Origin of the sequence: Streptomyces sp. NPDC048106, from assembly GCF_040706415.1 — a bacterium.
Classification (GTDB): domain Bacteria; phylum Actinomycetota; class Actinomycetes; order Streptomycetales; family Streptomycetaceae; genus Streptomyces.
Window position 1 is genome coordinate 54,456 of record NZ_JBEZND010000008.1, and the last position, 25,637, is coordinate 80,092.

General features: G+C 71.8%; 23 protein-coding genes, 1 tRNA gene and 1 riboswitch. Of the genes, 7 read left to right on the forward strand and 17 right to left on the reverse strand.

Annotation, left to right across the window (positions count from 1 at the left end):
* The first annotated feature begins 93 nt into the window (after positions 1 to 93).
* From AB0927_RS10480 to AB0927_RS10490, 3 genes are all read left to right on the forward strand, one after another.
* On the forward strand, positions 94 to 1,113 hold the full coding sequence (locus AB0927_RS10480; RefSeq protein ID WP_366667155.1) for an SGNH/GDSL hydrolase family protein: 1,020 nt from the start codon (positions 94 to 96) through the stop codon (positions 1,111 to 1,113).
* Between the two features lie 146 nt (positions 1,114 to 1,259).
* Entirely contained in the window at positions 1,260 to 2,480 is a 1,221-nt protein-coding gene (locus AB0927_RS10485; protein ID WP_366667156.1) for an acetyl-CoA C-acetyltransferase, read from the forward strand.
* A 307-nt stretch (positions 2,481 to 2,787) separates the two neighbouring features.
* Positions 2,788 to 3,567, forward strand: a complete 780-nt coding sequence (locus AB0927_RS10490; protein ID WP_366667157.1) for a hypothetical protein — start codon at positions 2,788 to 2,790, stop codon at positions 3,565 to 3,567.
* 12 nt (positions 3,568 to 3,579) lie between these two features.
* Here AB0927_RS10490 and AB0927_RS10495 read toward each other — a convergent pair whose 3' ends face one another.
* Positions 3,580 to 3,891 carry a hypothetical protein gene (locus tag AB0927_RS10495; RefSeq protein ID WP_366667158.1) on the reverse strand — a complete coding sequence of 104 codons (312 nt, stop codon included), beginning with the start codon at positions 3,889 to 3,891 and terminating at the stop codon, positions 3,580 to 3,582.
* Positions 3,892 to 3,990: 99 nt separating this feature from the next.
* Here AB0927_RS10495 and AB0927_RS10500 point away from each other — a divergent pair, with 99 nt between their 5' ends.
* On the forward strand, positions 3,991 to 4,221 hold the full coding sequence (locus AB0927_RS10500; RefSeq protein ID WP_366667159.1) for a DUF4287 domain-containing protein: 231 nt from the start codon (positions 3,991 to 3,993) through the stop codon (positions 4,219 to 4,221).
* Between the two features lie 79 nt (positions 4,222 to 4,300).
* Here the strand turns inward: AB0927_RS10500 and AB0927_RS10505 are convergent, their stop codons facing one another.
* Positions 4,301 to 5,191 carry a Bax inhibitor-1/YccA family protein gene (locus AB0927_RS10505; RefSeq protein WP_366667160.1) on the reverse strand — a complete coding sequence of 297 codons (891 nt, stop codon included), beginning with the start codon at positions 5,189 to 5,191 and terminating at the stop codon, positions 4,301 to 4,303.
* A gap of 191 nt (positions 5,192 to 5,382) precedes the next feature.
* Positions 5,383 to 5,469 (reverse strand) — tRNA-Leu (locus tag AB0927_RS10510).
* 371 nt (positions 5,470 to 5,840) lie between these two features.
* Between AB0927_RS10510 and AB0927_RS10515 the strand changes: the two genes are divergently transcribed.
* Both AB0927_RS10515 and AB0927_RS10520 read left to right on the forward strand, forming a co-directional pair.
* Complete coding sequence (locus tag AB0927_RS10515) at positions 5,841 to 6,641, forward strand: ABC transporter ATP-binding protein (RefSeq protein ID WP_366667161.1); 801 nt, start codon at positions 5,841 to 5,843, stop codon at positions 6,639 to 6,641.
* Positions 6,641 to 9,169 carry an FtsX-like permease family protein gene (locus AB0927_RS10520; RefSeq protein WP_366667162.1) on the forward strand — a complete coding sequence of 843 codons (2,529 nt, stop codon included), beginning with the start codon at positions 6,641 to 6,643 and terminating at the stop codon, positions 9,167 to 9,169. The genes AB0927_RS10515 and AB0927_RS10520 overlap by 1 nt, the downstream gene beginning before the upstream one ends.
* A gap of 87 nt (positions 9,170 to 9,256) precedes the next feature.
* Here the strand turns inward: AB0927_RS10520 and AB0927_RS10525 are convergent, their stop codons facing one another.
* The 9 genes from AB0927_RS10525 to AB0927_RS10565 all read right to left on the reverse strand — a co-directional run bounded on the left by AB0927_RS10525 (position 9,257) and on the right by AB0927_RS10565 (position 19,081).
* Positions 9,257 to 10,558: a class I SAM-dependent methyltransferase gene (locus AB0927_RS10525; RefSeq protein ID WP_366667163.1), complete on the reverse strand. Its 1,302-nt coding sequence runs from the start codon at positions 10,556 to 10,558 to the stop codon at positions 9,257 to 9,259.
* 197 nt (positions 10,559 to 10,755) lie between these two features.
* Positions 10,756 to 12,132 carry an NAD(P)/FAD-dependent oxidoreductase gene (locus AB0927_RS10530; protein WP_366667164.1) on the reverse strand — a complete coding sequence of 459 codons (1,377 nt, stop codon included), beginning with the start codon at positions 12,130 to 12,132 and terminating at the stop codon, positions 10,756 to 10,758.
* 454 nt (positions 12,133 to 12,586) lie between these two features.
* Positions 12,587 to 13,030 (reverse strand): GNAT family N-acetyltransferase, encoded by a 444-nt coding sequence (locus AB0927_RS10535; RefSeq protein WP_366667165.1) that lies wholly within the window; start codon positions 13,028 to 13,030, stop codon positions 12,587 to 12,589.
* Between the two features lie 5 nt (positions 13,031 to 13,035).
* A complete protein-coding gene (locus AB0927_RS10540) occupies positions 13,036 to 14,007 on the reverse strand; it encodes a Ppx/GppA phosphatase family protein (protein WP_366667166.1) in 972 nt (323 codons plus the stop codon).
* A complete protein-coding gene (locus AB0927_RS10545) occupies positions 14,004 to 14,543 on the reverse strand; it encodes a DUF501 domain-containing protein (protein ID WP_366667167.1) in 540 nt (179 codons plus the stop codon). Before AB0927_RS10545 ends, AB0927_RS10540 begins: the two co-directional genes overlap by 4 nt.
* 45 nt (positions 14,544 to 14,588) lie before the next feature.
* Entirely contained in the window at positions 14,589 to 15,065 is a 477-nt protein-coding gene (locus AB0927_RS10550) for a septum formation initiator family protein (protein ID WP_366667168.1), read from the reverse strand.
* A 150-nt stretch (positions 15,066 to 15,215) separates the two neighbouring features.
* On the reverse strand, positions 15,216 to 16,502 hold the full coding sequence (gene eno / locus AB0927_RS10555) for a phosphopyruvate hydratase (protein ID WP_366667169.1): 1,287 nt from the start codon (positions 16,500 to 16,502) through the stop codon (positions 15,216 to 15,218).
* Between the two features lie 443 nt (positions 16,503 to 16,945).
* Positions 16,946 to 17,635: a transglycosylase family protein gene (locus tag AB0927_RS10560; RefSeq protein WP_366667170.1), complete on the reverse strand. Its 690-nt coding sequence runs from the start codon at positions 17,633 to 17,635 to the stop codon at positions 16,946 to 16,948.
* Between the two features lie 4 nt (positions 17,636 to 17,639).
* Positions 17,640 to 17,809, reverse strand: a riboswitch (cyclic di-AMP (ydaO/yuaA leader).
* A gap of 177 nt (positions 17,810 to 17,986) precedes the next feature.
* Positions 17,987 to 19,081 carry a transglycosylase family protein gene (locus AB0927_RS10565; RefSeq protein WP_366667171.1) on the reverse strand — a complete coding sequence of 365 codons (1,095 nt, stop codon included), beginning with the start codon at positions 19,079 to 19,081 and terminating at the stop codon, positions 17,987 to 17,989.
* Between the two features lie 270 nt (positions 19,082 to 19,351).
* Between AB0927_RS10565 and AB0927_RS10570 the strand changes: the two genes are divergently transcribed.
* On the forward strand, positions 19,352 to 20,035 hold the full coding sequence (locus AB0927_RS10570; RefSeq protein ID WP_366667172.1) for a DUF899 family protein: 684 nt from the start codon (positions 19,352 to 19,354) through the stop codon (positions 20,033 to 20,035).
* Here the strand turns inward: AB0927_RS10570 and AB0927_RS10575 are convergent.
* From AB0927_RS10575 to AB0927_RS10595, 5 genes are all read right to left on the reverse strand, one after another.
* Positions 20,029 to 21,312: a cytochrome P450 gene (locus tag AB0927_RS10575; RefSeq protein ID WP_366667173.1), complete on the reverse strand. Its 1,284-nt coding sequence runs from the start codon at positions 21,310 to 21,312 to the stop codon at positions 20,029 to 20,031. The two genes, AB0927_RS10570 and AB0927_RS10575, sit on opposite strands and share 7 nt — an antisense overlap.
* Before the next feature lie 34 nt (positions 21,313 to 21,346).
* A complete protein-coding gene (locus tag AB0927_RS10580) occupies positions 21,347 to 22,315 on the reverse strand; it encodes a nucleoside triphosphate pyrophosphohydrolase (protein WP_366667337.1) in 969 nt (322 codons plus the stop codon).
* Positions 22,316 to 22,578: 263 nt separating this feature from the next.
* Positions 22,579 to 23,232 (reverse strand): SurA N-terminal domain-containing protein, encoded by a 654-nt coding sequence (locus AB0927_RS10585; protein ID WP_366667174.1) that lies wholly within the window; start codon positions 23,230 to 23,232, stop codon positions 22,579 to 22,581.
* 188 nt (positions 23,233 to 23,420) lie between these two features.
* Positions 23,421 to 24,914 (reverse strand): protein kinase, encoded by a 1,494-nt coding sequence (locus AB0927_RS10590; protein ID WP_366667338.1) that lies wholly within the window; start codon positions 24,912 to 24,914, stop codon positions 23,421 to 23,423.
* A 38-nt stretch (positions 24,915 to 24,952) separates the two neighbouring features.
* The gene (locus tag AB0927_RS10595; protein ID WP_366667175.1) at positions 24,953 to 25,636 is read right to left on the reverse strand and encodes a hypothetical protein; all 684 of its coding nucleotides are present in this window, start codon (positions 25,634 to 25,636) and stop codon (positions 24,953 to 24,955) included.
* Between the last annotated feature and the right edge of the window lies 1 nt (position 25,637).

Genomic DNA, 25,637 nt, shown 5'->3' on the forward strand with positions numbered 1-25,637 from the left:
CCTCGGGCGGTCGTTCACTCCCCGTCGAGATTGACGCACGCCCTGTACGGGGCAAGGAGTGGGTGTACGGCTACGAGGAGGTGGCGGCGACGCATGACGAACATGTCGAGGGCGAGGGTGGCCCGGCGCATCGCGGCCGGAGCGGCGTACGGCGGGGGCGGGGCCGGACTGATCGGGGTGGCCGCGGTCGGGGTGCTGCTCGCCGAGGTACGGCTGGCGCGGCGCCATGTGGGCAACGGCGGCGGCGGGCGGGTGCCGGGGGCGGACGGGGTGTACGGCCGCGGCTACGACGTTCCCGGCGAGTCGCCCCTGCGTCTGGTGATGCTCGGCGACTCCACGGCCGCCGGGCAGGGCGTGCACCGGGCGGGGCAGACCCCCGGAGCGCTGCTGGCCTCGGGACTCGCGGCCGTGGCGGAGCGCCCGGTGGAGCTGCGGAACGTGGCGTTGACCGGGGCGCAGTCCGACGACCTGGACCGTCAGGTCGCGCTGGTGCTGTCGGCCGGACCGCCCGCGCCGGACATCTGCGTGATCATGATCGGCGCGAACGACGTGACGCACCGGATGCCGCCGACGCGTTCGGTACGGCATCTGTCGGCGGCGGTACGGCGGCTGCGCACGGCCGGCGCGGAGGTGGTGGTCGGCACCTGTCCCGACCTCGGCACGATCGAGCCGGTGCAGCAGCCGCTGCGCTGGCTGGCGCGGCGGGCGTCGCGGCAGCTGGCGGCGGCGCAGACGATCGGGGTGGTGGAGCAGGGGGGCCGGACGGTCTCGCTCGGCGATCTGCTGGGCCCGGAGTTCGCGGCGAACCCCCGGGAGCTGTTCGGGCCGGACAACTACCACCCCTCGGCCGAGGGGTACGCGACGGCGGCGATGGCCGTCCTGCCCACGGTGTGCGCGGCGCTGGGCCTGTGGCCGGCAAAGGAGGAGCGGCCGGACGTCACCCGCCGCGAAGGCTTCCTCCCGGTGGCCCGCGCGGCGGCCGAGGCCGCGTCGGAGGCCGGCACGGAGGTCACGGCCGCGATGCGGACGGGCCCGCGCGGCCCCTGGGCGTTGCTCAAACGCCGCCACCGCCGCCGCGTCCCGGAACCCGAACCGGCGGCGCCTACCCCCTGACGGCGGTCTCCGGACACCCCCTCGACCCAAGCAAGCGCTTAGAAACTGCGGCCAGAGTCACACCCCCACACCGATGACCTGATCAACTACGGGCGGGTAACTTCCAGACCGGCCCTGCACAAAACACCCGTTCATCTGGAGCCTCGATGCCCGAAGCCGTGATCGTCTCGACCGCCCGTTCCCCCATCGGCCGTGCCTTCAAGGGTTCGCTCAAGGATCTGCGCGCCGACGACCTCGCCGCCACGATCATCCAGACCGCGCTGGCCAAGATCCCCGAGCTGAACCCCGAGGACATCGACGACCTGATGCTCGGCTGCGGTCTGCCCGGCGGCGAGCAGGGCAACAACCTCGGCCGGATCATCGCCGTCCAGATGGGCATGGACCACCTGCCGGGCTGCACCATCACCCGCTACTGCTCCTCCTCCCTCCAGACCTCCCGCATGGCCCTGCACGCCATCAAGGCCGGCGAGGGCGACGTCTTCATCTCGGCCGGCGTCGAGACCGTCTCCCGCTTCAGCAAGGGCAGCTCCGACAGCTTGCCGGACACCCGCAACCCGCTGTTCGCCGAGGCCGAGGCCCGCACCGCGGCGGTCGCGCAGCAGGAGGGCGCCACCTGGCACGACCCGCGCGAGGACGGCCTGATCCCGGACGCGTACATCGCGATGGGCCAGACCGCCGAGAACCTGGCCCGCTGGAAGGGCATCACCCGCCAGGAGATGGACGAGTTCGCCGTCCGCTCGCAGAACCTCGCCGAGCAGGCCATCAAGGCCGGTTTCTGGGAGCGCGAGATCACCCCGGTCACGCTCCCCGACGGCACCGTCGTCAGCAAGGACGACGGCCCGCGCGCCGGCGTCACCATGGAGGGCGTCGCCGGCCTGAAGCCGAGCTTCCGCCCCGACGGCCTGGTCACCGCCGGCAACTGCTGCCCGCTCAACGACGGCGCCGCCGCCCTCGTCATCATGAGCGACACCAAGGCCCGCGAGCTGGGCCTGACCCCGCTCGCCCGCATCGTGTCCACCGGCGTCTCCGCCCTCTCCCCCGAGATCATGGGCCTCGGCCCGGTCGAGGCGAGCCGGCAGGCGCTGCGCCGGGCCGGTCTGACCACGAACGACATCGACCTGGTCGAGATCAACGAGGCCTTCGCCGCGCAGGTGATCCCCTCCTACCGCGAGCTCGGCTTCGACCTCGACAAGGTGAACGTCAACGGCGGCGCCATCGCCGTCGGCCACCCCTTCGGCATGACCGGCGCCCGGATCACCGGCACGCTGATCAACTCCCTCCAGTGGCACGACAAGCAGTTCGGCCTGGAGACGATGTGCGTCGGCGGCGGCCAGGGCATGGCGATGGTCATCGAGCGCCTCAGCTGACCGCGCCCGCCCGCACCACCTGACCCACCGTCCGTAGCGAATCGGGCACCGGACGTCATGGATCGGCCCAGAACCCCGGAAACCAGCGGGTTCTGGGCCTTTCTGTGATCCAATCTCCCCCAGGATGTGACCTATCTCCCCCCTCCTGGTCATCGGCGCAGGTCAGCAACGGACGACACGCTGTCCGGCGGGACCATGAAGCCAAAGATCTGTCCGTTTCGTGACGTTACGCACTGACAGCTGGGTAGTCCGCCCTTCAAGCTGATGTAGGAAGTCGGGGGTCGACTTTGAACCTGGGAGTACGTCAGTGAGCGCCATGCCGATCGCCCTGCTGCTCACCACGGCCGCCACGGGCGCCGTGGGCGTGGCCGTCCTGCGCACCGTGCTGAAGCTGCGCCGCCAGCTCACCGAGCTGCAGGCCCAGCTCGCGGAGAACCAGTCCGCCGCGATGCACGCGCTGCTGCCCCACGCCCGTACGCACGCCGACACCGAGCGGATACGCGCGGCCGTGGCCGAGGCGCTCGCCGAGGAGCGGGAGCGGGAACTCGCCGAGGCGCGTGCCTTCTGGGCCGCGCAGGAGGCCCGGGACGCCTCCGACGCGCCCTCGGTGCTCGGCCTGTCCGACCACGAGCCGTTCATGCCGCGGCAGTCCGACTTCGCGGGCCTGGAGCCGGTGACGGAGCCGACCGCCGACGCCGACGAGTTCGCCGGAGACTCCCCGGAGCTGGCCGCGGCCCGCCGCCGGCATCCCTCCCACCCGGACTTCGTCCCGGCGCAGTCGGCCGCGGGCGACCACGAGCGCACGGCCTCCACGCTGGAGCACCTGGCCGACGAGCGGGTGGCGCTGTCCGACGTCCGCCCCGGTCCGCTCGGCACCCTCGACGTCTACGTCTTCGCCGACGGCACCACGCTGTGCATGACGCCGGGTCACCGCGAGACGGCCGAGCGCCTCGCGCGGGCCGTGGAGGCGGGCGACGCCCCCTATCTGCTGGGCGGTTCGGGCGTCTCCGGCGCCTACACCCTGACCTTCGCGTGCGGCGAGGACATGGTCTACATCCTGGCGGACCGCGTCATCGCGTCCCTGTAGCGAGGCGGCGGCTCAGACCCCCGCCCTCCCGCGCGCCTCCTCCACCAGCCGCACCGCCTCACCGACCTCGTCGTCGCTGTGGAGCACCAGCGCCAAGTCGTGTGCCGCCACCAGGATCTGATCCGCCACCGCGAACATCCCCGCGTCCGGCATCTCCCGCGGCTCGGCGCCCGGCTCCTCCACCGCCTGCGCCCGCCGGGACAACTCCCGGGCCAGCGCCAGCGCCTCCGCGGCGGCGCTGCGCTGCAACCTGCTCTGCGGTGCGGCGCGCAACCGGTCGGCGAAGTGATCCACTGCTTGGGTCAGGGGCGTCGTATCAACCACGCGCCGAGCGTAACGCGCCGCACTGTTGCCAAGAGGCGAACCCTCGGGCACGGTGACGTGAAGGACCGGCTTACATCCCCTTTGCGCCCGGAGGTGCCGATGTCCCAAGTCTTCTCCGAGGAGACCCATCGCAACATGCTCGCCCGCATCCCGCACTGCACCGGTCGTGAGGTCGCCGACTGGCTGCGCACCGTCGAGGAAGGCCCCGCTCTGTTCCGCTTCGAGGAGAAGGTCAGCTGGCTCCGGCACGAGTACGACCTGGCGTACGGCCACGCGAAGGCCATCGTGCACGAGTACGACCTGCGCAGGGCGGCCCGGAAGCTGCTCTGACCGCCCGCCCCCGGGGACGGCGAAGGGCCCCGGGCTCGATGCCCGGGGCCCTTCGGCCGCGCTACGCGCCGTACGCGCGCTAGTCGTTGTTGGTGAAGATCGCCACCAGCCGCAGCATCTCCAGGTAGATCCACACCAGGGTGACGGTGAGGCCGAACGCGGCGAGCCAGGACTCGTTGCGCGGGGCGCCGTACGCGATGCCGTCCTCGATCTGCTTGAAGTCGAGGGTCAGGAAGAACGCGCCGAGCAGGATCGCGACGATGCCGACGAGCGCGCCGAGCGGGCCGAAGCTGCGCAGGCCGCCGTCCTCGGCGACGCCGAACACGACCAGCAGCAGGTTGACCGCCATGACGACCACGAAGGCCATCGCGATGGCGAGGCCGATGCGGGCGTAGCGCGCGGTGACGCGGATCCAGCCCGCCTTGTAGACGAGGAGGGTGGCGCCGGTGACGGCCATGGTGCCGAGCACCGCCTGGAAGGGGGCGCCCTGCCAGCGGCTGTTGTACATCTCGCTGATGACGCCGAGGAAGACGCCCTCGAAGGCGGCGTAGCCGAGGATCAGCGCGGGCACCGGGGTGCGCTTGAAGTTCTGGACCATCGCCAGGACGAACGCGATCACCGCGGAGCCGACGGCCAGTCCGTAGCTCGTGGGCGAGACCGGCAGCAGGGCCCAGGCGAGGACGGCGCCCAGCGCGACGGTGCCCAGCGTCATGGCCGAGCGCACGACGACGTCGTCCATGGTCATCCGGCCGGTGGCGACCGGGGCCTGCGGCGGGGCGCCGTACGGGACGCCGGCCGGTCCGTAACCACCCTGCGCGTACGGGTTCTGGGCGTGGCCACCCTGTGCGTACGGGTTCTGCGCGTACGGGTTGCCCTGCGGGTACCCGGCCTGCGGTGCGGTGTTGAAGCCGGCGTAGCCGTGGTCGCGGCTGAACCCCCGTCGCGAGAAGACCGGGTTGCTGCTCCTCATCTCACTCCTCCATGGCTGCCTTGCGCAGCCTTGGTTCAAGCGTAATGGATTGGCAAAAGATCGATCGTGCTACCTGAGGAGGATCTTTCCCCTGCCGTATTGACCCACACGCTACGCGGAGCAGGGCGTCCCGGCCATGGGTGATCGCCTTCCATGACGAACTTGCTACCTGACCGAGCGCGGGGAGTGAGTGGTGCCCGGAGCCGGACTTGAACCGGCACGCCCGCGAAGGGGCAGCGAGGTTTAAGCTCGCCGTGTCTGCATTCCACCATCCGGGCAGGCCATGGGCTCCGCTTCGAGTGTCCGAGCCTATCGGGACGCATCCCCCGAACAGCGGAACGGCGGACCGATGTTGTCTTATTTTATTGACGTCTGAGGGTGCATCAGACCACGGGAGTGGCCATCCGCACTTGCCAGTAGCGTGACGTGACGCACGTGCACGTGTATGTGAAATGACGGAATTTCACCGCCCGAAGGAGGGCGCTCCCCCTGTTCTCGGGGCCGGGGTCCGCCTCAGGTAGGAGACGTCGCCCTCCTGGTCCGACCCGAGTCGCCCCCCGGAACCGGAACAGCGGCTGACTTCCCGTGCCCGGGGCGCCTAGACGATGGAGGGGACCCCCGAACACAACGCCCCGAGGAGCACCGTCCCGTGACCATCACACCCACCGCAGGCACGGCCACCGCCGTGGCCGCACGCGCCACGGAGCTGTCGAAGACCTACGGGCAGGGTGAGACCCGGGTGGTCGCCCTGGACCGGGTCTCCGTCGACTTCCGCCAGGCCGAGTTCACGGCGATCATGGGTCCGTCCGGCTCCGGCAAGTCCACGCTGATGCACTGCGTGGCGGGCCTCGACACCTTCTCCTCCGGCTCGGTGCGCATCGGCGACACCGAACTGGGCTCGCTGAAGGACAAACAGCTCACCAAGTTGCGCCGGGACAAGATCGGCTTCATCTTCCAGGCCTTCAACCTGCTGCCGACCCTGACCGCGCTGGAGAACATCACGCTCCCCATGGACATAGCCGGGCGCAAGCCCGACAAGGCCTGGCTGGACCGGGTCATCCAGATGGTGGGCCTGGCCGGGCGGCTGAGCCACCGGCCGTCCCAGCTCTCCGGCGGCCAGCAGCAGCGCGTCGCCGTCGCCCGCGCCCTCGCCTCCAAGCCGGAGATCATCTTCGGTGACGAGCCGACCGGAAACCTCGACTCGCGCTCCGGCGCCGAGGTCCTCGGCTTCCTGCGCAACTCCGTGCGCGAACTGGGCCAGACGGTGGTCATGGTGACCCACGACCCGGTCGCCGCCGCCTACGCGGACCGGGTGGTCTTCCTGGCCGACGGCCGGATCGTGGACGAGCTGTACGGCCCGAGCGCCGACTCGGTCCTCGACACCATGCGCAACCTTCCCGGAGGCACCTCCCAGGCGCCCGCGTCCGACGCGAAGGGCCGTACCAGCTGATGTTCCGCACCGCCCTGCGCAACGTCCTCGCGCACAAGGCCCGGCTGCTGATGACGGTGCTCGCCGTGATGCTCGGCGTGGCCTTCGTCTCCGGGACGCTCGTCTTCACCAACACCGTTTCCGACGCCTACCAGAACAGCGCCGCCAAGGGCTTCGACCAGGTCGACGTCGCCGTCGTACCCCGGCACCAGAGCTCCGAGGGCGACCGGGTCGGCAGGACGCCGGACCTGACCCGGGCCATGCTGGAGCGGGCCGCCAAGGTCCCCGGCGCCGCCTCCGCCACCGGGGTGGTCGGCGGCTTCACCGCGGTCGCCGACCGGCACGGCAAGCTCGTCGGCGGCGACTGGCAGTCCCGCGGCGGCAATTACTGGGGCACCGCGGACAGCCGTTACCCGCTGGTCAGCGGGCACGCGCCGCACGGCGAGCACGAGGTGCTGCTCGACTCCGGGACCGCCCGGCGGGCCGGATACAAGGCGGGCGACACCGTGCGGCTCTCGGTCGACGGCCCTGTGCTCACCCCGACCGTCGCGGGCATCTTCACCACCGACGACGGCAACGTGACCGCGGGCGGCAGCCTCGCCCTGTTCGACACGCCGACCGCGCAGAAGCTGTTCGGCAAGAAGGACACCTACGACGAGATCGACGTCCGGGCGAAGCCCGGCACCGGCCAGGCCGCGCTCAAGGACGCCCTCGACCGGGCCCTGCCCGCGCACCAGGTGGAGACCACCACCGGCCAGAAGCTCGCCGCCGACCAGGCGAAGAGGATCGCCGACTCGATGAGCAGCATGAAGCGCGGCCTGCTGGTGTTCGCCGGGATCGCCCTGTTCGTCGGCACGTTCATCATCGCCAACACCTTCACCATGCTGGTCGCCCAGCGCACCAGGGAGCTGGCCCTGCTGCGGGCGGTGGGCGCCTCCCGCCGCCAGGTCACCCGCTCGGTGCTGATCGAGGCGTTCGTGGTCGGCGCGGTCGCCGGGGTGACCGGTCTGGCCGCCGGCATCGGCATCGGCGCGGGCCTGCGCGCCCTGGTGGGCTCCTTCGGCGCGAGCCTGCCCGACGGGCCGCTCGTGATCAGCCCGGGGACCGTGGCGGCCGCCCTCGCGGTCGGCGTCCTCATCACCATGCTCGCCGCCTGGCTGCCCGGCCGCCGCGCCGCCAGGATTCCCCCGGTCGCGGCGATGAACAGCGTGTACGCCCAGGCGACCACCAGGTCGCTGGTGCTGCGCAACACGATCGGCGCGCTGTTCACGGCGGCCGGCGCCGCGGTGATCGTCGCCGCCACCTCGATGGACGCCGACTCCGGCGAGGGCCCGATGGGCCTCGGCGCCGTCCTGCTGATCATCGGTGTGTTCGTGCTGACCCCGCTGCTGTCCCGCCCGCTGGTCGCGGCCGCCGCCCCGCTGCTGCGCGCGTTCGGCGTCTCGGGCCGGCTGGCCCGCCGCAACTCGGTGCGCAACCCGCGCCGCACGGCGGCCACCGCCTCCGCGCTGATGATCGGCCTGACCCTGATCACCGGCATGACGGTGATGGCGGGCAGCCTCCAGTCGTCCATCGACAAGATGGCCGCCTCCGCGATCCGCGCCGACTACGTCGTCTCCATGGCCAACGGTTCCCCGCTCTCCCCGGACGTGGCGCGGAAGCTCGCCGCCACCGACGGCGTGCGCGCCGACAGCCCGCTGCGCAACGCCGAGTCCCGCGTCGACGGCAGGACCGAGTTCGTGACCGGCGTCGACGGCGCGTCCATCGCCGAGCTGACGGACCTGACCATGGACCAGGGCAGCTTCACGGTCGGCGGCACGAACATCGTCGTGGACAAGGACCGGGCCGAGAAGTACGGCTGGACGCCCGGCTCGCGCGTCACCGCGCACTTCGAGGACGGCAAGGCGCAGACCCTGACGGTCGCCGGGATCTACGACGGCAACGCCCTGATCCGCGGCATCATGCTCGACAACAAGGTGCTCACCCCGCACCTGAGCCACCCCACCGACATGCAGGTCATGGTCAAGACGGCGGACGGCGCGTCGGACGCGGCCAAGAACCGGCTGGCGGAGGCCCTGGGCGCCAATCCCGCGATCAAGATCCAGGACAAGAAGGACCTCTCCAACAGCATCGCGCAGATCTTCACCATGCTGCTGAACATGGTCTACGGCCTGCTCGGCATGGCGGTGATCGTCGCGGTCCTCGGCGTGGTCAACACCCTGGCCATGTCGGTGTTCGAACGCTCCCAGGAGATCGGCATGCTCCGCGCGATCGGCCTGGACCGCCGGGCGGTCAAGCGGATGGTCCGCCTGGAGTCCCTGGTGATCTCGCTCTTCGGCGGGGTGCTCGGCATCGGTCTCGGCGTGTTCTTCGGCTGGGCGGCCGGTGAGCTGATCGGCACCAAGATGCCCACGTACGAACTGGTCCTGCCCTGGGGCCGGCTGGCGCTCTTCCTGCTGCTCGCGGGCCTGGTCGGCGTCCTGGCCGCCCTGTGGCCGGCCCGCCGCGCGGCCCGGCTGAACATGCTGGCGGCCATCAAGTCCGAGTAGCGGACGGCCGTACGACAACACGCCGTACGGCACGCGGAAGGGCCCCGTTCCGTCACCGGAGCGGGGCCCTTCGTCGTGCCGGTGGGGTCAGGCCTGCCAGGTGCGGGTGCGCGGGGGCAGTCCGGGGGCGCCCGAGGCGGGGGTGCGGATCGCGAGGACCTGGTTGATGCCGATCCGGTTGCGCTCGAAGGCGAGTGCGGAGGCGGCCATGTACAGGCGCCACACGCGCGCCCTGCCGGGGCTGGTGAGCCGGACCGCGCGGTCCCAGTCGGCCTCCAGGTTGGCCACCCACTCGCGCAGGGTGTGCGCGTAGTGCTCGCGCAGCGCCTCCACGTCGCGCACCTCGAACCCGGCGCGCTCCAGTTGGGTGACGGTGGTGCCGATGGGGGCGAGTTCGCCGTCCGGGAAGACGTAGGCGTCGATGAACTCGTCGACGCTGTACGCCGATTCGTCGCTCTGCGGCCGGCGGGCGATCTGGTGGTTGAGCAGCCGTCCGCCGGGCTTCAGCAGGCCGTACAGCTGCCGCGCGTACTCCAGGTAGCGTTCGGCGCCGACATGTTCCGCCATGCCGATGGAGGAGATCGCGTCGAAGGGGCCGTCGGCGACGTCCCGGTAGTCCTGGACCCTGATCTCCACCCGGTCGGTCAGGCCCTCGTCCGCGACGCGCTTGCGGGCGTAGCCGGCCTGTTCCTGGGAGAGGGTGACGCCGACGACGCTCACGCCGTGCTCACGGGCCGCGTGCAGGGCCATGGACCCCCAGCCGCAGCCGACGTCCAGCAGCCGCTGACCCTCCTTCAGGCCCAGCTTGCGGCAGACCAGTTCGAGCTTGTCGCGCTGGGCGGACTCCAGGGTGGTGGCGTCCTTGTCGAAGGACTCCCAGTAGGCGCAGGAGTACACCATGGAGGGGCCGAGGACGAGTTCGTAGAAGTCGTTTCCGACGTCGTAGTGGTGGCTGATGGCCTGTCTGTCGCTGTGCCGGGTGTGCAGATGGCGGCGCCTGCGGACCTCCTCGCGCGGCGGCGTGGGCGGGATCGGCGGGCCGGCGAGCTTCAGCAACTCGCGGCCGGCGGACCGGACGGCCGGGTCGCGCAGCGCCCCGAGGAGCGTCCGGCCGTCCTCCCCGCGCTCCCAGATCAGCCCGGCCATCGCGTCCAGCGCCGTGTACAGGTCGCCCTCGATGCCCAGGTCCCCGGAGACCCACGCGCGGGCCAGACCCAGCTCACCCGGTTTGAACAGGATGCGGCGCAGAGCGCGCCGGTTGCGCACGACGAGCGTGGGGGCGCCTGGAGGCCCGGCCTCTGATCCGTCCCAGGCCCGCAGCCGTACCGGGAGCGGAGCCCCCAGCAGCTGCTCGGCAAGACTGCTCAGCCGCGACGCGGCGTCGCTCATGACGCACACCTCCAAGACGTGATCCCGGATGCCGGATACCACGTAAACACCGTCGGCCGTTCAGCACAGTCCCGCAAAGGAGTTACGACTGGGCAAAATAGTTGCAGTTGCCATCAGGACCGGTCCGGAAACGCCGAAGGACCTCCCGCACCACGGATGGCGGGAGGTCCTTCGGATGGTTCAGCGGGCGTGCGGACTCAGGAGGCCTTGGCCTCGGTCTTGCTCGCGGCGGCGACCGGCGCCGGCTTGGCGGCCTCGTAGAACTCCTCGCGGGGGTTCTCCATGGCGCCCAGCGACACGACCTCGCGCTTGAGGAACATGCCCAGCGTCCAGTCGGCGAAGATGCGGATCTTGCGGTTCCAGGTCGGCATGGCCAGACCGTGGTAGCCACGGTGCATGTACCAGGCGAGACGGCCCTTGAGCTTGATCTTCGTCTTGCCCATGACGATCATCGCCACGCCCTTGTGCAGGCCGAGACCGGCGACCGCGCCCTTGTTGGCGTGCTCGTAGTCCTTCTGCGGGAAGCCCCGCATACCGGAGACCACGTTGTCGCCGAGGACCTTGGCCTGGCGCAGCGCGTGCTGGGCGTTCGGCGGGCACCAGGCGTTCTCGTTGCCCGCCTTGCGGCCGACGAGGTCCGGGACCTGGGCGTTGTCGCCCGCGGCCCAGATGTAGTCGGTGCCGGTGACCTGGAGCGTCGGCTGGCAGTCGACGTGGCCGCGCGGGCCGAGGGGCAGACCGAAGCGGGACAGGGCCGGGTTCGGCTTGACGCCGGCGGTCCACACGATCGTGTTGGCGTCGACCTCAAGGCCGTTCTTGAGCACCACGTGGCCGTCGACGCAGGAGTCCATGGAGGTGGAGAGGTAGATCTCCACGCCCCGGCTCTCCAGGTGCTCCTTGCCGTACTGGCCGAGCTTCGGGCCGACCTCGGGAAGGATCTTGTCGGCGGCGTCGACGAGGACGAACCGCATGTCCTCGCGGGACACGTTCTTGTAGTACTTGGCGGCGTCCCGGGCCATGTCCTCGACCTCGCCGATGGTCTCCGCGCCCGCGAAGCCACCGCCGATGAAGACGAAGGTGAGCGCCCTGCGGCGGATCTCCTCGTCGGTCGTGGAGTCGGCCTTGTCAAGCTGCTCCAGGACGTGGTTGCGCAGGCCGATGGACTCCTCGATGCCCTTCATGCCGATGCCCTGCTCGGCGAGGCCGGGGATCGGGAAGGTGCGGGAGACCGCGCCCATGGCGATGACCAGGTAGTCGAACGGCAGCTCGTACGCCTCGCCCACCAGCGGGGCGATCGTGGCGACCTTGCGGTCCTGGTCGATGGTGGTGACCCGGCCGGTGAGGATCTCCGCCTTCGGCAGCACGCGTCGCAGCGGGACGACGACGTGGCGAGGGGAGATGCTGCCGGCGGCGGCTTCGGGGAGGAAGGGCTGGTAGGTCATGTACGACCGGGGGTCGACGACCGTGACGGTCGCCTCGCCGTAGCGCATCTTCTTGAGGATGCGCCGAGCTGCGTACAGGCCTACGTACCCACCGCCTACTACGAGGATCCTGGGACGCTCCGTGGTGCTCATGGCATCGAGTATCCACCCGGGGGAGGGGGGTGGCTCGTGCGCCCCTTCACAAGCTTCTGGAGGGGCTGTGTTAAACTCCGCGCCCCGCGTGACGCAGATCATGCGGCCGCGGAGGAACCGCGAACCGGTTCGTACCGTTGTCAAGGCCGCGTGAGCTGCTGGTCCGGGTCCGCGAGGTGATCACAGGGACCCCGGAGCGACCCGTGGAACCTCTCCTTCCGGCCACTTTCGCGCGCCTCATCTGAACATGTTCAAACGGGTTTTGACCCCTTGGAAGGGCCAACCGGCCCCTTCCGACGGCACCCCGGACCCATTTCCTTGTGAAGAACTTCACGAAGCTTTTCGCCCGGGTACGCACGAGGGGCCCGCAGGGGCCCCTCGGAGACGCTCAAACGTTATCCGGCCTGCTCAGCCAGATGCTACTGATGGGTAACAAAAGAGACCCAGACCACGCTCAGCGGGCCGGCTCGCGCACCATGAACACGTCCACCGGGTCCTCGGTCTCCACCGTGAACCCGTGGCGCTCGTACAGCCGCCGGGCCGGGCTGCCCCGCAGCACGTTCAACCGGACGGGGACACCGCCCCGGTCACAGCGCGCCAGCAGGTCGCGCAGCACGCCCGAGCCGATACCGCCGCCCTGAAGACGCGGCGCCAGGTAGAAGTGCTCCAGCCAGTGGGCGTCCTCGGCCGGCCGCAGCGCCACGCAGCCCGCGAACACGCCGTCCACCTCGATCACCCAGGTGTGTGCCGGCTCGAACCCGTCCCGCAGCCGCTGCCGCACCCGCTGCTCGTCGTACCGCCCGAGCCGTTCCAGATCCCGCCGCAGCACCACGGCACGCAGCTCGGCCACCGCCTCGACATCCGACGCCGAGGCCCGCCGGATGTCCCAGGCCGCCATGAGCGTCAGCCGCCCTGCTTGCCGTGCTCGGTCTCCTCGGCCACCTTGAACGCGATGCCGTCCAGGATGTCGTGCTCGCTGACGACGACCTCCTCGGCACCCGTGCGCTCCATGATCGCGAGGAGGACCAGGGAGCCGGCGCCGATGACGTCGACGCGGCCCGGGTGCATGGAGGGGATCGTGGCGCGCTCGGCGTGCGTGGAGTGCAGGAGGCGCTCGGTGATCTCCCGGACGCGGGCGCGCGAGACGCGGGAGTGGTGGATGCGCGCGGAGTCGTAGTCGGGCAGGTCCTGGGCGATGGCCGAGACGGTGGTGACCGACCCGGCGAGGCCGACCAGGGTGCGCGCCTCGCGCAGCGGGACCGTCTGCTCGGCGAGGTCCAGGGCGGCCTCGATGTCGGCCCTGATCGCGGCGATCTGCTGCTCGGTGGGCGGATCGGAGACCTCGCCGCCGTGCACCAGGTGCCGTTCGGTCATCCGCACGCAGCCGACGTCCACGGAGCGCGCCGCCCGCACCTGGCCGTCGCCGACGACGAACTCGGTGGAGCCGCCGCCGATGTCCACCACCAGGTACGGCGTGGCGAGGTCCGTGCGGCCCGCCAGTTCCCTGGTCGCGCCGGTGAAGGAGAACTCGGCCTCCTGGTCGCCGGTGATGACCTCCGGCTCGACGCCGAGGATGTCCAGGACGCCGCGCACGAAGTCGTCGCGGTTCTCGGCGTCGCGGGAGGCGGAGGTGGCGACGAAGCGCAGCCGCTCGGCGCCGTGCTCCTTGATGACCTCGGCGTACTCGCGGCACGCGGCGAAGGTGCGCTCCAGCGCCTCGGGGGCGAGCCGGCCGGTGCGGTCGACGCCCTGGCCGAGCCGCACGATCGTCATCCGGCGGTCCAGCTCGACCAGTTCGCCCGTCGCCGGGTCCGCGTCGGCGACCAGCAGCCGGATGGAGTTCGTACCGCAGTCGATCGCGGCGACCCGGGTCACTGCGCCTCCCCCTTCGATTCCTCCGGCAGCGTCACGCACGCGCCCTTGCGCCACCACTGAGGCAGCATCGCGAGCGCCTCGTCGCCGAGCGGGTTGACGCCGGGGCCCGCGGCCAGCGAGTGGGCCACCAGGACGTGCAGGCACTTCACCCGGTCCGGCATGCCGCCCGCGCTCGGGAAGCCCGCGAGGACCTCGATCTCGTCCCGGCGCCGGATGTAGTCCTCGTGCGCGGCCCGGTAGGCGGCGGCCAGCTCCGGGTCGCTCCCCAGGCGCTCGGTCATCTCCTTCATGACGCCATTGGCCTCCAGCGTGCCGATGGCCGAGGCGGCCTTGGGGCACGTCAGGTAGTACAGCGTCGGGAAGGGGGTGCCGTCGGGCAGGCGGGGTGCCGTCTCCACGACGTCCGGCTGACCGCAGGGGCAGCGGTGCGCGATGGCGCGCAGGCCCCGCGGGGGACGGCCGAGCTGCTGCTTGAAGGCCTCGACGTCCGCGTCGGTGGGCTCGGTGCGCGAAGTGGTGGGCGGGGGGGTTTCCATGACTGCTTTCAGAGTGGCTTTCTGTGGGTCACCGGCGCGGGCCGGTCACTGGTCGGAGGCGTCGGACTTGTCGACCCCGTCCCAGATGTTCGTGTACCAGGGCCGGCGGGCGGCCCCGAGGTCGGTGCGGGACTGCCGGGCCGCGCCCGGGTCGACCACCACGTACCCGGTCTCGCCGGGCATCACGTAGTGCAGACGTCGGCGGATCTGCTGCTCGGCGTAGGCGTCGTCCTGCCAGCGCGCCTTGAGGTCGCGCAACTGTTCGACACGCTTGCGGGCGTCGGCCCGCTGCCGCTGGAGGTCGGAGATCTGGGCGCGCTGTGAGACGTACTGCCGCATCGGGTAGGCGAGCGCGACCACCAGCGAGCACAGCACCAGCGCGAGCAGCGCGGCCCGGCCGGTCAGCCGGGAGCGCCGGGCCTGCCGCTTGGTCTGCGAGCGGTAGACCCGGGCCGCCGTCTGCTCGCCGAGCAGCCGCAGCCTGGTCGCGGTGGAGAAACGGTCCCGGTCCCTTGCCGCCATGTCGGCTCTCCGCCTCCCCTTTCACGCCCTTTTCGCGCCGTTCTCACGCGGTTTCTCACGTGGTCGCACACGTGCGTACGTCCCCGGACACGGTACGGGACCGGGTACGGGGACGTACGGACGACGGGCCAAGAGGTGGCCCGGGGCGGGTCAGCCCTTGAAGCGCGGGAAGGCGCTGCGGCCGGCGTACACCGCGGCGTCGTCCAGGATCTCCTCGATGCGCAGCAGCTGGTTGTACTTGGCGACGCGCTCGGAACGGGCCGGGGCGCCGGTCTTGATCTGACCGCAGTTGGTGGCGACGGCCAGGTCGGCGATGGTGACGTCCTCGGTCTCGCCGGAGCGGTGGGACATCATGCACTTGAAGCCGTTGCGCTGGGCCAGCTCGACGGCGTCCAGGGTCTCGGTCAGCGAGCCGATCTGGTTGACCTTGACGAGCAGGGCGTTGGCGGTGCCCTCCTCGATGCCGCGGGCCAGGCGCTCCGGGTTGGTGACGAACAGGTCGTCGCCGACGAGCTGGACCTTGTCGCCGAGCTTGTCGGTGATGACCTTCCAGCCGGCCCAGTCGTCCTCGAACAGCGGGTCCTCGATGGAGACCAGCGGGTAGGCCGCCACCAGCTCCTCGTAGTACTCCGTCATCTCGGCGGCGGAGCGCTCCTTGCCCTCGAAGAGGTACTTGCCGTCCTTGTAGAACTCGGAGGCGGCGACGTCGAGGGCGAGGGCGATCTGCTCGCCGGGCGCGTAGCCGGCTTCCTTGATGGCCTCAAGGATCAGGTCGAGCGCCTCGCGGTTGGAGCCGAGGTTCGGGGCGAAGCCGCCCTCGTCGCCGAGGCCGGTGGCCAGGCCCTTGCTCTTCAGGACCTTCTTGAGGGTGTGGTAGACCTCGGCACCCCAGCGCAGCGCCTCGGAGAAGGACTCCGCGCCGATCGGGGCGATCATGAACTCCTGGATGTCCACGTTGGAGTCGGCGTGCGAGCCGCCGTTCAGGATGTTCATCATCGGCACCGGCAGCAGGTGCGCGTTGGGGCCGCCCAGGTAGCGGAAGAGCGGCAGGTCGGACGCCTCGGAGGCGGCGTGCGCGACGGCCAGCGAGACGCCGAGGATGGCGTTGGCGCCGAGGGAGCCCTTGTTGTCGGTGGCGTCCAGGTCGAACATGGCCTGGTCGATCAGCCGCTGCTCGGTGGCGTCGTAGCCGACCAGCTCCGGGCCGATCTGCTCGATGACGGCGAGGACGGCCTTCTCGACACCCTTGCCCAGGTAGCGGTTGGGGTCACCGTCGCGCAGCTCGATGGCCTCGAAGGCACCGGTGGAGGCGCCGGACGGGACGGCGGCACGACCGGTGCTGCCGTCGTCGAGGCCGACCTCGACCTCGACCGTGGGGTTGCCTCGGGAGTCCAGGATTTCCCGGGCTACGACGACGTCGATGGACGGCACGAGCATCTCCTTCTTGGATGTGACGCTGGAAGTGCGGGGCGGCCTGCCTTGCGGCTGTGCCTTGCGACTAGAGCCTAACCGTCCCGGGGTCGCCGGCCACCGACCGACCGTCTGGTGGGCGACGGGGACGCAGGGAAACGGTACCCATTGTTCACCGCCGGAACAAAGGGGTTCGGGATGAGACCTCGCTGAAGTACGGGAAAACGAAAGACCCCGTCCCGGCGCGAACGGGGGAAAACGCGCCGGAACGGGGAGCCCGTGGGGACGGGGATCGGGCCCGGGTCCCGGGGGCCGCATGGGGGGTGCGGGCCCCAGGGCCGTGGGGGCGGGCCTCGGGGTGGGGGCGGAGCGGACTCTCACCGAGTCCGCCGGGGGCCGCCCCCTGGCGGGTCCGGCGGGCCGGGGCGGCTGTGAGCGGGGCCGTACGGCCCGGCGGCCGGACCGGACGGCTACTTCAGGTGGAGCTGCTGGCCCGGGTAGATGAGGTCGGCGTTGGCGACGATGTCCTTGTTCAGCTCGAACAGCTTCTTCCAGCCGCCGGCCACGTGGCGCTCGGCCGCGATGGAGCTGAGGGTGTCGCCCTTGACGACCTTGTACTCGCCGTCGCCCTTCTTGACCTTCTCACCGGTCGGGGTGGTGACGGTCTTGCTCGTGGACTTGGCCGGGGCGGTGCGCTCGGTGGAGCGGGTGGCGGCCTGCTGGTCCGTGGAGCGGGTGGCGGTGCTCTTCGACGCGCTGTCCGGCGTGGCGGCCGACGCGGCGGAGCCGCCGTACGGGGTGCTGGTCAGGCCCGTGCCGCAGACCGGCCAGGCGCCCTTGCCCTGCGCGGCGAGGACCTTCTCGGCGATGGCTATCTGCTGCGGCTTGGTGGCCTTGTCGGCGGTCGAGGCGTAGGCGGTGCCGCCGTACGCGGCCCAGGTCGAGGCGGAGAACTGCAGACCGCCGTAGTAACCGTTGCCGGTGTTGATGGACCAGTTGCCGCCGGCCTCGCACTGGGCGACCGCGTCCCACTGGGAGGCGGTGGCGGCGGAGGCGCTGCCGGACGCCATCAGCGGGGCGGCGCCGGCGACACCGGCCAGCGTGACGACGCGGACGGCCTTGAACGGACGACGGTGCTTGCCCTTGCCGGAAAACAGCATGGAACGATCCCCTCACCGACGCCTACGAGGTGAGCTGTCGGGTTCGGGCCGGTTGAGTTGCCCGGCCACCCCTCCGTCCGGAGGCGTGGCTTCACCCCAAGCCGGTCCGGCATCAACTGCCGGGCCCGGCACTTACCTTGGGTCCCCCGCTCCTGCCTGCGGCGCTTGACGCGACGACTGTTCCCGGGCAGCCGCTGGCAGGATTCGGCGTTGCGGCGGCCGGGGCCCGTGGTGACGAGCGGCCTTGACCGTAGCCACGTGATCCGCGGAATTTCAAAGACGATCAGGGCTTCTGAGACTCATCCCACACTTTCGCCAAAACGGACATTTAGCGATCAAATAGGGCGTCAACTAGCCCTGTTCCGCGCCCGTTTCGTCACTGACTTTCAGGGTCTGACCGGCGGTGATGTGGTTCGGGTCGGCGCCTACGACCTTCTTGTTCGCGGCATAGAGCGCGTGCCATCCGCCGTCGACGTCAAGGGAGTCGGCGATGGCGCTCAGCGAGTCGCCGCCGCGGACGGTGTAGGTGTCCCCCTCGCGGGACGCGTGCCGCCCGGCGGACGAGCCGTTCTGCCCGTTTGCCGCGCTTTCGTCCCCGTTGTCGCCGCGATGGCGTCCGACGCCGAGGGCTCCGGTGTCGACCAGGTCCCAGGAACCGACGCTCTGCTGGGCGTCGTCCGGGGTGCCGGTGGACGGAGCGGGCGCCTGGGCGGTGCCGGCCGGGGCGGACGGCGTGGCCGGGGCGGAGGGGTCGGCCGGGTAGGAGGAGTCGGACGGGTCCGGGGTGGGGACGCCGGTCTCGGGGGCGCCGGTGGGCCGGCCCTGGGTCGGGCTCGCGTGCCTGCCGGTCTGCTTGCCGGAGCCGTGGGCCGGGGAGCCGGAGGGGTCGGTGGGGTTCGAGGAGTCGGACGGGTCGGTGGTGGAGGCGCTGCCGGAGCCGGTGCCCGCCTGGTCGCCGCCCTGCGAGCCGGCCGAGGAGGAGGGGTCCGGCAGGCCGGACGAGCCGGTGGTGCCGCCGTCCTGGCCGCCGCCGGTGCCGCTGACACCCGGATCGACGTCCACCGAACCGGAGTTCGAGGTCAGCCCGGACAGCAGGGCGCAGGTGGCCCAGGGCAGGGTGCCCTTGTCCTTGAGGATCCGCTCGGCCACGGCGATCTGCTGCGAGCGGCTGGCCTGGTCGGCGGAGGAGGCGTACCGGGTGCCGCCGTACTGGACCCAGTCCTCCTGGGATATCTGGAGACCGCCGTAATAACCGTTGCCGGTGTCGGCGCTCCAGGAGCCGCCGCTCTCGCACTCGGCGATCTTGTCCCAGGTGGTGGCGTCGGCCGCGTGGGCGCCGGTGGCGCCGAGCAGCGGGATAGCGATGGCCGAGCCGGTCACGCCGGCCGCGACGAGGAGGGCCGGAGCCTGACGGGGGCGGCGGTGACGACCGTTCCCGGAGATCATGCGGAAGCCTTTCGTGCGACTGCTGGGGCCGGCGCGGCGGATGGTGCCGGGCCGCCACGCTGAGGGGTGAACGTATCGGCACCCGATGACTTGTCACAAGTTCATGCCGCGCGGATCACGTGAAGATCACAGAGACGGATGTTCCTCCTCCGCTCCGTCACACACCTTTTCACCCGTCGGGAACGGCGGCGCCTCACCCCGGGCGCACCCGGTGCCCGGAACCATGGAACCGACCTGTTCCGGAGGGCTTTTCATCCAGGAGGACACCCGATGCGGCACACCCGGTTGCACGGTGAGTCCGCGGAGTACCTCGCCGCCCGCGAGGAACTGCGCGGCGCCGAGATCGAGCTGATGCGGCAACGCGAACGGGTCGCGGCACTGCGCCGGTCGCTGCCGCCGGGGGCCGAGGTCGGCGAGTACGTCTTCCTGGAGGGCCCCGCCCGCCTCGACGCGGGCGACACGCCCGTCCGCGAGGTCGCGCTGGGCGAGTTGTTCACCGGCGGCCCGGAGCGGCCGCTGCTCGTCTACCACTTCATGTACGGCAAACGGCAGACCGATCCCTGTCCGATGTGCACCCTGTGGCTCGACGGCTTCGACGGCGTCGCCCGCCATGTCGCCCGGAACGCCGACCTGGTGGTCGTGGCCGCCGCCGACCCGGCCGCCCTGCGCCGGCACGCGCGCGCCCGCGGCTGGTCCCGGCTGCGGCTGCTCAGCGCCGGGGACAGCACCTTCAAGTACGACCTGGGCAGCGAGGACGAGGACGGCGTCCAGGACTCGACCATCTCCGTCCTCACCCGGGACGCGGACGGCACGGTCCGCCACTTCTACTCCGCGCACCCCCGGATGGCCGAGGACATCGACCAGCGTGGCATCGACCTCCTCAGCCCCGTCTGGCACCTGCTCGACCTGACCCCGGGCGGCCGGGGCGACTGGTTCGCGGGCCTCGACTACTGACCGGGCGGGGTGAACTCCACCGGCAGTGTGCGCAGGCCCCGCATGATGAGCCCGCCGCGCCAGCGCAGCTCGGCCGGGTCGGCGGCGAGCCGCAGGTCGGGCAGCCGCGTCAGCAGCGTGGCCAGCGCGGTCTGGCCCTCCAGGCGGGCGAGCGGGGCACCCAGGCAGTAGTGGATGCCGTGTCCGTAGCCGAGATGCTGGTTGTCCCGCCTGCCGAGGTCCAGCACGTCCGGGTCGGCGAACCGCTCCGGGTCCCGGTCGGCGGCGGCCAGCACGACGAGCACCGGGTCGCCGGGCGCGATCTCCTGCCCGCCGATGGTGAGCGGCTCGGTGGCGAACCGCCAGGTGGCCAGCTCCACGGGCCCGTCGAAGCGCAGCAGTTCCTCCACGCCGCTCGCCAGCAGGTCGTCCTCGCCGCGGGCGAGGGCGTCCTGGAAGCGGTGGCGCTGGTCGGGGTGGGTGAGCAGGGCGTAGGTGCCGTTGCCGATGAGGTTGACGGTGGTCTCGAAGCCGGCGAAGAGGAGGATGAAGGCCATCGCCGCGGCCTCGTTCTCGGTGAGGTGCTCGCCGTGATCGGAGGCGCGGATGAGGCCGGAGATCAGGTCCTCGCCGGGCGCGGGCTCGGCGGGCAGCGCCTCGCGCTTCTTGTGGATCAGTTCGGCGAGGTAGCCGCGCATCTTCTTCACCGACCGCGCGACCCCGCCCCGGGGCCCTCCGCCGTGCCGGATCATCATGCCCGCCCAGTCCCGGAAGTCGTCCTGGTCCTCGCGCGGGACGCCGAGCAGGTCGCAGATGGCGTAGATGGGCAGCGGGAAGGCGAACTCGTGGATGAGGTCGGCGGAACCGCGCTCGGCGAACTGGTCGATGAGGTGGTCGGTCAGCTCCTGCACCCGGTGCCCGAACTCGGCGACGCGGCGGGGCGTGAACGCCTTGCTGACCAGCCGGCGCAGCCGGGTGTGGTCCGGCGGGTCGATGTTCAGCAGGTGCGTCATCAGCTCGGCCTTGCGCTCACCCGGGATGCCGGTCTTGCCCCTGGCGTGCTCGGGCTCGTCGTGATGCGCCGGGTTCTTGCTCAGCCGCTGGTCCGCCAGCGCCTGCCGGGCGTCCGCGTACCGCGTGATCAGCCATGCCTCCACCCCGCTGGGCAGCCGCGTGCGCCGCACGGGCGCGTGCTCACGCAACCAGGCGTACGCCGGGTAGGGATCGGCGGCGAACTCCCAGGTGAACAGTTCGGGAGCAGCGGGAACGGTGTCGTCGGGGCGAGGCTGGTCGGTCACTCCTCGACGGTATCCGGCCGGGCGGAGGGGCGTGTCACCGCCGGTCGGCGGCCTCGCCCGGGTCCGGGTCCACCCCCTCCGCCCTGCGTATCGCGTCCCGGTAGACCCGGGCCGCCGCCCGCAGCGCGGTCTCCGGGTCGGTGCCGGTGGATTCGGCCCGGGCGGCGAGGGCGAGGAGTTCGTAGCCGATGTCGTCGCCCTGGGGCAGGGGGACGTCCAGGCCCCCGATGCGGGCGCGGGAGGCGAGCTTGGCGGCGAGGGCGAGGCCGGGCTGGCCGAGGGGGATGCCCTCGGTGACCGAGGTGCGGCGCTTCTCCTCGGCCTTGACCCGCAGCCAGTTCGCCCTGACCTCTTCCGGGGTCTCCGCCGTCTCCTCGCCGAAGACATGGGGATGGCGGCGGATGAGCTTGGCGACGATGCCGCCGGCCACGTCGTCGATCGAGAACGGCGTCTGCGGGTGCTCCTCGGCGATCCGGGAGTGGAAGACCACCTGGAGGAGGACGTCGCCCAGCTCCTCGCGCAGCTCCGCGCGGTCGCCGGCCTCGATCGCCTCGACCAGTTCGTACGCCTCCTCGATGCCGTACTTGGCCAGGCCCTCGTGGGTCTGCCGGGAGGACCAGGGGCACTCGACACGGATGCGGTCCATGACCTGGACGAGGTCCAGCAGGCGGGCGCCGGGCAGGTCGTACGAGGCGGGCAGCAGCTCCAGGGCGGGCATGCGGACCCGGCCGGAGCCGGCCAGCCGGGCGAGGCCGTCGGTGAGGGCGGGCTCACCCTCACCCGTCGCCACGACCACCACCGTCCGCCCGCCCGCGCAGGCGTCGACCAGCTCCTGCGCCGTGGGCGCCGACTCGGCCACCGCTATGCCGGCCTCCCGCAGATACGGAAGCTGCGGATGTGCGCCGTCCGCGCACAGCACGGCGTCGGCGGCGCGCAGGGCCTGCCACGCGGGCCAGGACAGCAGGCCGGGGGCGACGCGGTGGCTGGTGGTGAGCAGGACGATGCGGCCGGGGCCGGCGGCGGGCTCGGCGCCGGGACCGGTGGCTTCGGATCCGGTCGCTTCGGGTCCGGTGGCTTCGGGGCTGGATGCGTTCACGATCCGAAAGTAACCCACCGCCGCGACGGGCGGATTTGGTTGTCCACAGGGTCCAAGGAGTCCTGTGATCGTATGACCGCCCAAGCCCCGCCGGGCCCCGCACGCCCCGTCAGGCCCCTCCGGGCCCTGTCACGCCCTGCCGGGCCCGGACCGCGGCGCCCGCCCCCGCCCTACGCCGTCAGCGGTCCGCCGCCCGACACCGCCGTGACCTCCCGCACCCACGGCGTCTTCGCGTCCGTCCGGCTGCTCTTCTGCACGTCCCAGGTGCCGTAGCGCGGGTTGACGTCGATGCGCAGTTCCTGCGACGCCTGGGAGAGGGACTTCCAGAAGGCGGGCTGGGTGGTGTCGGTGCCGAGCCGGGCCGCGAGCTTCTGCGCCTCCAGTTGGAGGCGGAGGTTGTCGTCCAGGTGCGCCGGGGCGATGCCGTACTTCTGCAACCATGCGGTCTGCAGGCCCTTGGCGCCGCCCGCCTGCTGTTCCAGGCCGGCGCGCAGTTGCTGGACGTCCTTGCGGGTGACCGAGACGCCCTCGTCCTGCGCGGCCCGGTGGATCACCCGGTCGAGGACCATGTTGTGCAGGGTGTCGCGGGTGAGGCTGCTGGTCTCGGCGAGCACCTGCTGGTACTGGCCCTGGTCTGGTACCGCGGCCCGCTGGGCGTCACGGATCTCGTCGACCCTGTTCTGGAGCTGCGCGACGGTGATCCGCTGTCCGCCGACGACGGCCGCCGCGCCCGGGTGCGCGTCGTGTCCGCAGGCGGTCAGCAGGGGTGCCGCGGCGGCGATCGCGGCGGTGAGGACGAGCGCGGTGCGACGGCGGCGGTGCAAGGGATACCTCCAAGGGGAGATTGTGCGACGGTGCACAAAGTCTTGCGATGATCGATGGTAGGCAGCGGCAGTGCTCCGGCCAACCCATTCGACCAACGATTCACCGCGACTTCGGGCACCGTCACGCCCCCTCGGCTTCGGCCCGTGATCACCGGCCGCGGTTCCCGCCGCCGGCGCGGAAGCGCGCCCTAGCCGCGCACCTGGCCCAGCCAGTGCAGGGTGCGGCGGATCTCGGCGGCCATCGGGTGGCCGGGGCCGCCGAGGCGTTCCACGTCCAGCACCAGGCGGGCGAGCGTGTCGTGCGCGGCGGCCCGGTCGCCGAGGGCGAGCAGCAGATGGCCGATGCGCCGGCGGACCTCGTGGGCCTGCTCCGGATCGCCGGAGACGTACTGGTTCTCGTAGTACGGCAGCAGGGCCCGGTACTCGGCGAGCGCCGCGGCGGGTTCGCCCAGCTGTTCGAGGCATTGCGCGGCGTCGTACCGGAAGCGCAGGGAGGCCGGGTCGGCCTGGCCGGCCTCGGCGGCGCGTTCGTCGGCGAGCCGGCGCAGTTCGGGCAGCGCGCGCCGGTACTGGCCGTCGTCCATGAGGGTCGCCGCGTACTGCTTGCGCAGGGTCCGCACGACCGGGGAGTGCTCGCCGTGCTGTTCGGCCGCGGCGGGCAGGATCGCGCCCAGGATGTCGACGGCCTGGGTGATACGGCCCTCCCCCAGCAGGCGTTTGACCTCGTCGACGGCGGCGGCGACATCGGGCTTGCCGGTCGCCGGGGCCACCGGTGCGGCGGGGGCGGGCCGGGGCGCGGGGGTGCGCGCGCGGTCGGGCCAGGGGGCGTGCGGGCGCAGGAAGGGGCGTGTGGGGTCCAGGGGCGCTCCGCTGGGCGTGCCGCGCGCGGGCAGCAGCGGCACCAGGTGCTCGTACACCTCCTGCGCGGAGTCCGGCCGGTGCTGCGGGTCCTTGGCGAGCAGCCGCAGCACCAGGCTCTCCAGTGCCTCCGGGACCTCGGGGCGGATCCGGCGCACGGGCAGCGGGGGCTCGTACAGGTGCCGGTGCAGCACGCCGAGCGCGGTGGCGCCCGTGAACGGCACCTCGCCGCTGAGCAGTTCGTGCAGCAGCACCCCGAGCGCGTACAGGTCGGTGTAGGGGCCGACCGCGCCGCCCATCGCCTGCTCGGGCGCCATGTAGGCGGGCGAGCCGATCGGGGAGCCGGTGTGGGTGAGCCGGGTGGTGTCGGTGTCCATGACGGAGGCCACGCCCAGGTCGAGCACGGTGACCAGGCCGTCCTGCTTGACCATCACGTTGCGCGGCTTGAGGTCGCGGTGGACGATCGGCACCGCGTGTACAGCGCTGAGCACGGCGCACAGCTGCGCGGCCACCGCGACCGCCCACGGCCAGGGGTACGGGTCGTGCTCGGCGAGGTGGTCGGCGAGGTCGGCGCCGTCGACGTACTGCATGACGAGGAACAGCTCCTCGCCCTCGCTGCCCGCGTCGTGGACGGTGACCAGTCCGGGGTGGTCGACCTGCGCGGTCACCCGGCACTCGCGCTCGAAGCGGCGGCGCAGTTCGTCGGCCTCCTGGCCGGCCACCTTGTCGGGGCGCAGCAGCTTCACGGCCACGCGCCGGTCGAGCCGCTGGTCGTACGCCGTCCACACCTGGCCCATGCCGCCCTGGCCGATGAGGGTGGACAGTTCGTAGCGGCCGGCGACGAGACGTCCTGTCGCCACGGTCACCTTCCGCTTCCGTCCGCGCGCCGGTCGTCCCGCTGTCCGTCGGGCCGCCCGTCGTGCTTGCGCAGATAGTCGCTGAGCTCGTCCAGCTCGGCGCGTACCTGGTCGATGCGCGCGGGTGCTGGGCGGTGCGGCGGAGGCGGGGCGACCGGCGGCGGGCCGGGCACGTGGGTGTGCGGCACCGGCGGGGGCGGGGTGGCCGGAGCGGACGGGGCGGACACGCCGGATATGACGGGGGCGGAGGGCACGCCGGGGACGGCGGGCGCGGCGTAGGGAGCCGCCGGGCCGGGGTAGCCGTACGCCGGGACCGGTATGCCCCGCCGGGCCGCGAACTCCTGGCGGCGGCGCGCGTAGTGGCGTATCTCCACGACGAGGTAGTACACGGTCTCGGCGACCAGCGTGGCGAGCAGCAGGCACATGCCGACATTGCCGCGGACGGTCTCCACGTCGTCGGTGGGATCGCTCCCCACCAGGACGACGCTGAGGATGTCGAGCGCCAGCGCCGCCACGAACAGCCCCCAGTCCAGGGACCTGCGGGTGACGGTGGCCAGCCGCAGCTGCATCACCCAGGCCAGGAAGCCGATGCTGGCGAAGCCGGCGACCACGAACAGCACGCGCAGCAGGACCAGCACCGCGGGGTGCGGCGGCGACTGCGCCGGCGGTCCGTAGCCGTGGCCTTGCATG

Coding starts and splice junctions, on each gene's coding strand:
- AB0927_RS10530 (WP_366667164.1), bottom strand. CDS start 12,132: ATGAGCACCACGGAGCGTCCCAGGATCCTCGTAGTAGGCGGTGGGTAC.
- AB0927_RS10535 (WP_366667165.1), bottom strand. CDS start 13,030: ATGGCGGCCTGGGACATCCGGCGGGCCTCGGCGTCGGATGTCGAGGCG.
- AB0927_RS10525 (WP_366667163.1), bottom strand. CDS start 10,558: ATGAGCGACGCCGCGTCGCGGCTGAGCAGTCTTGCCGAGCAGCTGCTG.
- AB0927_RS10595 (WP_366667175.1), bottom strand. CDS start 25,636: ATGCAAGGCCACGGCTACGGACCGCCGGCGCAGTCGCCGCCGCACCCC.
- AB0927_RS10500 (WP_366667159.1), top strand. CDS start 3,991: ATGTCCCAAGTCTTCTCCGAGGAGACCCATCGCAACATGCTCGCCCGC.
- AB0927_RS10485 (WP_366667156.1), top strand. CDS start 1,260: ATGCCCGAAGCCGTGATCGTCTCGACCGCCCGTTCCCCCATCGGCCGT.
- AB0927_RS10570 (WP_366667172.1), top strand. CDS start 19,352: ATGCGGCACACCCGGTTGCACGGTGAGTCCGCGGAGTACCTCGCCGCC.
- AB0927_RS10505 (WP_366667160.1), bottom strand. CDS start 5,191: ATGAGGAGCAGCAACCCGGTCTTCTCGCGACGGGGGTTCAGCCGCGAC.
- AB0927_RS10520 (WP_366667162.1), top strand. CDS start 6,641: ATGTTCCGCACCGCCCTGCGCAACGTCCTCGCGCACAAGGCCCGGCTG.
- AB0927_RS10565 (WP_366667171.1), bottom strand. CDS start 19,081: ATGATCTCCGGGAACGGTCGTCACCGCCGCCCCCGTCAGGCTCCGGCC.
- AB0927_RS10545 (WP_366667167.1), bottom strand. CDS start 14,543: ATGGAAACCCCCCCGCCCACCACTTCGCGCACCGAGCCCACCGACGCG.
- AB0927_RS10550 (WP_366667168.1), bottom strand. CDS start 15,065: ATGGCGGCAAGGGACCGGGACCGTTTCTCCACCGCGACCAGGCTGCGG.
- AB0927_RS10560 (WP_366667170.1), bottom strand. CDS start 17,635: ATGCTGTTTTCCGGCAAGGGCAAGCACCGTCGTCCGTTCAAGGCCGTC.
- eno (WP_366667169.1), bottom strand. CDS start 16,502: ATGCTCGTGCCGTCCATCGACGTCGTCGTAGCCCGGGAAATCCTGGAC.
- AB0927_RS10480 (WP_366667155.1), top strand. CDS start 94: ATGACGAACATGTCGAGGGCGAGGGTGGCCCGGCGCATCGCGGCCGGA.